General features: G+C 64.5%; 6 protein-coding genes. 1 reads left to right on the top strand and 5 read right to left on the bottom strand.

Annotation, left to right across the window (positions count from 1 at the left end; genetic code table 11):
• The 5 genes from NTW26_10170 to lysS form a co-directional block, all read right to left on the bottom strand.
• Window positions 1-792, bottom strand: a 792-nt coding sequence (locus NTW26_10170; GenBank protein ID MCX7022615.1) for an ABC transporter permease, incomplete at its 3' end; no start/stop codon positions are given.
• Between the two features lie 94 nt (window positions 793-886).
• Window positions 887-1,279: a HEPN domain-containing protein gene (locus tag NTW26_10165; protein ID MCX7022614.1), complete on the bottom strand. Its 393-nt coding sequence runs from the start codon at window positions 1,277-1,279 to the stop codon at window positions 887-889.
• On the bottom strand, window positions 1,272-1,637 hold the full coding sequence (locus NTW26_10160; GenBank protein ID MCX7022613.1) for a nucleotidyltransferase domain-containing protein: 366 nt from the start codon (window positions 1,635-1,637) through the stop codon (window positions 1,272-1,274). The genes NTW26_10165 and NTW26_10160 overlap by 8 nt, the downstream gene beginning before the upstream one ends.
• Window positions 1,638-1,729: 92 nt before the next feature.
• Complete coding sequence (locus NTW26_10155) at window positions 1,730-3,202, bottom strand: DNA methyltransferase (protein ID MCX7022612.1); 1,473 nt, start codon at window positions 3,200-3,202, stop codon at window positions 1,730-1,732.
• Between the two features lie 20 nt (window positions 3,203-3,222).
• Window positions 3,223-4,767 (bottom strand): lysine--tRNA ligase, encoded by a 1,545-nt coding sequence (gene lysS, locus NTW26_10150; protein ID MCX7022611.1) that lies wholly within the window; start codon window positions 4,765-4,767, stop codon window positions 3,223-3,225.
• 153 nt (window positions 4,768-4,920) lie between these two features.
• On the opposite strand from lysS, the gene NTW26_10145 reads away from it, so the two are divergent.
• Window positions 4,921-5,224, top strand: a 304-nt coding sequence (locus tag NTW26_10145) for an MFS transporter (GenBank protein ID MCX7022610.1), incomplete at its 3' end; no start/stop codon positions are given.

Raw genomic sequence — 5,224 nt, 5'->3', positions numbered from 1 at the left:
CACCACGTTGAAGGCCGCCACCAGGACCACGATGATGACCACCAGGAACATGGCGAACTTCTCCATCTGCAGGGCGGCGAAGAGGCGCTCGTTCATCGCCGACCAGTCCCGGGCGTGGTACATGCCGCCCAGCTTCTCGTTGAGCGCGTCCGCCACCTCCGCCGCGGCGAAGGGGTCCTCCACCAGCGCCTCGATAACCGTCACTTTGTCCCCGATGTTCATGAACTCCTGCGCCAGCTCGATGTCTATGTAGGCGAGCTGGGCGTCGTACTCGTACATCCCCGTGGAGACGATGCCGGTTATCTGCAGCTTCTTCATCTTGGGCGGGATGGGGGTCAGGGGGTCCCACTCGCCGGTGGGCATCACCAGGACGACCTCGTCGCCCACCACGGCGGCCAGCTCGTAGGCCAGCTCCTTGCCCAGCACCACCCCGTGGACCGTATCCGCGTCGTCTAAGCGAGGACTCGGCCCCTCGCCGTCGCGCACGACGCCGGTGTAGTCCTTGGGCCGGAAGGTGAAGTCGCCCTCGATGATCATATCGGGGAGGCTGGTGATTTCGGCTTCGGAGTCGGGGTCTATGCCGCGGAAGACGGCGCCGACGGTGTTGGAGCGGTTGACCAGCATCCCCTCCATGTACACGGCGGGCGAGGCGGCCACCACCCCGGGGGTGCCCTTGATTTCCTCCAGGAGCGGGCGCCAGTCCGCGATGGGACGCCGCAGGTAGTCCACCACCATGACGTGGGCGTTGTTGGCCAGAATCCGCGAGCGCACGTTCTCCTGCAACCCCTCCATCACGGAGCACCAGGCCGATGAAAGCGGCCACGACGCCCAGAACCAGGGCGACGGTCAACAGCGGGGGCAGGCCTTCCACCTCGGGAACCATGGCTTAAATTCGTTCCTTGACGAAGCCGAGCACCTCGTCGGCCGCCGCGAGGGCCTCGCGGGACTGGCGCTCGTTGAAGTGGTCGCTGGGCGCGCCGGTGCCCAGGCCGTTGGGATAACGGGCGAAGATGTAGTAATGCTCAAGGTCCCGGGCGGCATCGTCGAAACGGGAAAAGCCCTCTTCGTATCGCTTGCACATGTCCAACAGCTCCACCAGGGAATGTATCTTGACCAGGTCCTCGCCCTCGTGGAGGAGGTATGCTTTGAGCGCCAGCTCGACCGCCTGCTGGCCCAGAAAACACGCCATGGAGTGGAAGCTCCCTTTTTTCAACGCGGCGGCGGCTTTAAACTGCGTTTCCGCCTCTCGAAGCCAGCCCTTCGCTTTATCTTCAGGCATCTCGCGCATCGTACAGCACCTCCCCCTCCTCCAGGGCGTTCCGCACCAGGGGGCTCTCCTCCCGCGCTCGGGCGAACTCCTCCGGTGTGAGCACGAAAGCGTTCACCACCTCGTGGACGTCGAGGATATTCCAGACCGCGAGGGACCGCTCCGGCGGGTTCCCCTCCATCTCCATCACCACCAGGAGGTCTATGTCCGAGTCGTCGAAGGCCCGCCCGCGAGCGACGCTGCCGAAGAGGACCACCAGCTCGGGCCGCCGGGCTAAAAGGCGCGGCAGGGCCGCGAGCAGCTTCTCGCGGAGCATTACCGCCCACTGCCGCTGCCTTTCCCTCGCCGGGACAAAGGTATCCTCGCCCACCGTCAATCCGCCTTCGGTCTCATCTTCGGGAACCGGGGCCAGCCCTGGACCCAGGTACTCTCAAATAGGTTCCGATACGAGCTTATACGCCCTTATTCATCGAACGGTAAAGACTCGTTTTCCACTTTTTTACCTTTGGCTCGGGGTGCCTTCTTGAAGGTCTTATTCACCTGACGGATGGGTGGCATGTCGATACCCTTACCTTCGAGCAGTTCCGCCACGGTAAGGATTTGCAACTTCGGATAGTCGCGCCCCCATCCCGGCGAAGTGTAGAACCCGCCCGTGGCCGCCTCTGCACGCATCGGCCCCGTCGGCTCCTGCATCGTAATCAGCACGCCGATTTCGGCCTTCTCGTGGTCCACCACACCGCGCAGGTCGCGGATGTGCGCCACGTTGGTATGTCCCGCTTTGACGGAAAGGATAACCTGCTTCGTCTTGCCGCGCTCACCCTCGTCGTGGAAGTAGAGCCGCCCGTCAATCCCCTTGTCCGCGCCCTTCTTCTGCTCCACCGGGCGCGCGCCGACAAGGCCAAGCGCCCACCACTGGAACTGGTACGGATCCTCGGCGGCCAGCGTTTCGGCGTCGGGGAGTGAGGTCGGTTCGCCGACGACCTCGTAGGCCGCCTGCTCGCCGAGCCGGTGTCGTATGAGCGTGATGGCCAGGTGGGTGATGTCTATGCCTATCCAGCGGCGATTGAGGCGCTCGGCCACGGCGACGGTAGTCCCACAGCCGCAAAAGGGGTCCAGCACAACGTCACCCTCGTTGCTGCTGGCCTCGATAATGCGCTCCAATAAGGCTTCGGGCTTCTGCGTGGGGTAGCCCAGCATTTCGCGTGATGCAGGCTGAAGGCAGGGGATACGCCAAACGTTATCCAAGGTCCTGTCCTCTTTCACACGGTAGACGCACTTCCCGTCTGGACCCTTGACGTTCACCATGCGGCCGTCAACCTTCTTTCGCGCCAGTTGGCGGACTGGGGTATCCCGCATCTCTTTCAACTGGGTGAAGGTGAAGTCACTGTCCACGTCCTTGACGTAGAAAAGCACGATGTCGTTTGCCTTCGGGAAGAGCTTCTTCCGCCTGTCATGAATCTTGTTGTAGTAGTACCAGATGATTTCGTTTCGGAAATTGCCGTATCCGAAGACGGCATCCATGAGAATCCGCAGGTACGCTCCAGCGCACGGGTCGCAATGAAGGTAGAGGCTTCCGGTCGGCTTCAAGACCCGGCGCAGCTCCACCAGGCGCGGTGCAATCATGGCCATGTAGGCCAGCATGTTGCTGTCACCAAGGAATTGCCGAAACGCCTGCATCGCCCGCGACACCTGCCCGCCGGCCTCGACGGTCTCCTGATAAGCCCGGGCCGCCGCCTGATCCCATCGCCAAGTATCCTCGAACGCCTTTATCTGCGCGGCGGCCTGGCTGCCGTTGCGCTCGTCGAACAGGATGTGGTAAGTCGCGTTGCTGTTGAACGGCGGGTCCAAGTAGATTACATCTACCGACTCATCGGCAACATACCGCTTAAGAACATCCAGGTTGTCGCCGTAATAGAGCGTGTTTTTCCATTCCATCGCACGTTTCCTTTGTTTTTTTATTTCGGTCTCATTTGCGGAAAAAGTATCACGTCCTGGATGCTCGGGGCGTCGGTGAAGAGCATGACCAGGCGGTCCAGGCCGATGCCGAGGCCGCCGGTGGGCGGCATGCCGTATTCTAGGGCGCGCAGGAAATCCTCGTCCACCTGGCTCGCCTCCGCGTCGCCCAGGGCGCGCTGGGCGGCCTGGGCCTCGAGCACGGCCCGCTGAATATCGGGGTCGTTCTGCTCGCTGAAGGCGTTGCCCAGCTCGATGCCCGCGACGTGGGGCTCGAAGCGCTCGGCCAGCCGGGGGTCCTCGGGCTTGGTCTTGGCCAGGGGGCTCACCTCGGCCGGGTAGTCCAGGACGAAGACCGGGTCCTGCAGGAGCGGCTCGGCCACGGCGTCGAAGACCCCCATCGGATCGGCCACGGCGTCGAAGACCCCCATTATTATCTTACCCGTGGGGGCGTGGTCGGGGTACTCCAGGCCGTGCTTTTTCGCCAGATCCAACGCCGCGCCGCGGTCGAGCTCCCGCCCCGGCGCCAGACCTAAATCCACCCCCGTCCGCTCTTTTATCGCCTCCAAAACCGGCAGCCGCCGGAAATTTTTACCCAGGTCCACCTCGCGCCCCTGGTACACGACCCGCGTTCCGCCGGTAAGCTCCACCGCCAGAAATTTTAAGAGCTCCTCGAAGAGCGCCATCATGTCGTTGTAATCGCTGAAGGCCTGGTACAGCTCGCACTGGGTGAACTCGGGGTTGTGGGTGCGGTCCATCCCCTCGTTGCGGAAGTCCTTGCCGATCTCGTACACGCGCTCGAGGCCGCCGACGATGAGCCGCTTCAAGTACAGCTCGTCGGCGATGCGCAGGAAGAGCGGGATGTCGAGCGTGTTGTGGTGTGTGGTGAAGGGCTCCGCCGCCGCCCCGCCGTAGATGGGTTGGAGCACCGGCGTCTCGACCTCGGTGAAGCCGCGCTCGTCGAGGAAGCGCCGGACGAGCGCCGTCAGCCGCGTGCGCGCCAGGAACCGCTCCCGGCTCTCGGGGTTTAAAAGGAGGTCGAGGTACCGCTGCCGGTAGCGGGTCTCCACGTCGGCCAGGGCGTCGTGACGGACGGCCTTCCCCTCCTCGTCCTGGGTCTCTTTGACCACGGGCGTGGGGCGCAGGCTCTTGACCAGGAGCGTCCATTCGGTCACGGCCACGGTGGGCTCGCCGGTGCGGGTGGTCATGGCCCGGCCCCGGACGCCGATGAAATCGCCCAGGTCCAGGCTCTCGACCAGCCCGTAGGGCTCTTCCCCCAGCGTGTCCCGCTTGAAGTAGAGCTGGACGCGGCCCGAGGAATCGGCGAGATCGGCGAAGGTCGCCTTGCCGTGGCCCCGCAGGGCGGTGAGACGGCCGGCGAGGGCGATGGCGGCCCCGGATTTTTCCGCGTCCGCGAAATCCCCCAAAAACTCCGCCACGGTCCGGTCGCGGTGGGAGCGCGCGGGGTACGGCGGCAGGCCGGCCTCCTCGAAGCGCCGCCTCTTCTCCCGCCGGTGGCGGATCTGGTCCAGGGTATCGTCGGCCAACTCGTCACCTCGAATTGCGGGCGCTTCATGTCAAAAAAAGAGCGGCCCCGCCCGGCGATGCTACCACACCGACTCCCGGTTTACAACCGCCGCCCCGTTGACCCCGGCCGATTTTACTGCTATACCTCACCCGTCATGCGCCCCCGGGAAACCATGCTCAACCTCACCGAACGCCGGGTCATCACGCTCACCGCCGCGGGGCACTGGGTGTCGCACGCGGCGATGCTGGCGCTTCCGGCCGCGGCGGTGCTGCTCAAATCCCAGTTTCACCTCGGCACCTTCGAGTACGGCCTGTTGGCGAACCTCTCGTACCTGGGCTTCGGGCTGGGGGCGCTGCCGGCGGGGTTCCTGGTGGACGGCATCGGGCCCCGGCGCACGCTTTACATCTGCCTGGGCGGCATCGCCCTGGGGGCGCTGGTGACCGCCCTGGCCGACGGGCTGGTGATGCTGGCGGTGG

Source organism: bacterium, assembly GCA_026398675.1.
Lineage (GTDB): Bacteria > RBG-13-66-14 > RBG-13-66-14 > RBG-13-66-14 > RBG-13-66-14 > RBG-13-66-14.
Note: the sequence above shows the minus strand (reverse complement) of the source record. Positions and strands in the feature narration are given on the sequence as shown.

Bases quoted from the DNA above. Each gene is read 5' to 3' on its own strand.
- NTW26_10165 (MCX7022614.1), bottom strand. From the start codon at position 1,279: ATGCCTGAAGATAAAGCGAAGGGCTGGCTTCGAGAGGCGGAAACGCAG.
- NTW26_10155 (MCX7022612.1), bottom strand. From the start codon at position 3,202: ATGGAATGGAAAAACACGCTCTATTACGGCGACAACCTGGATGTTCTT.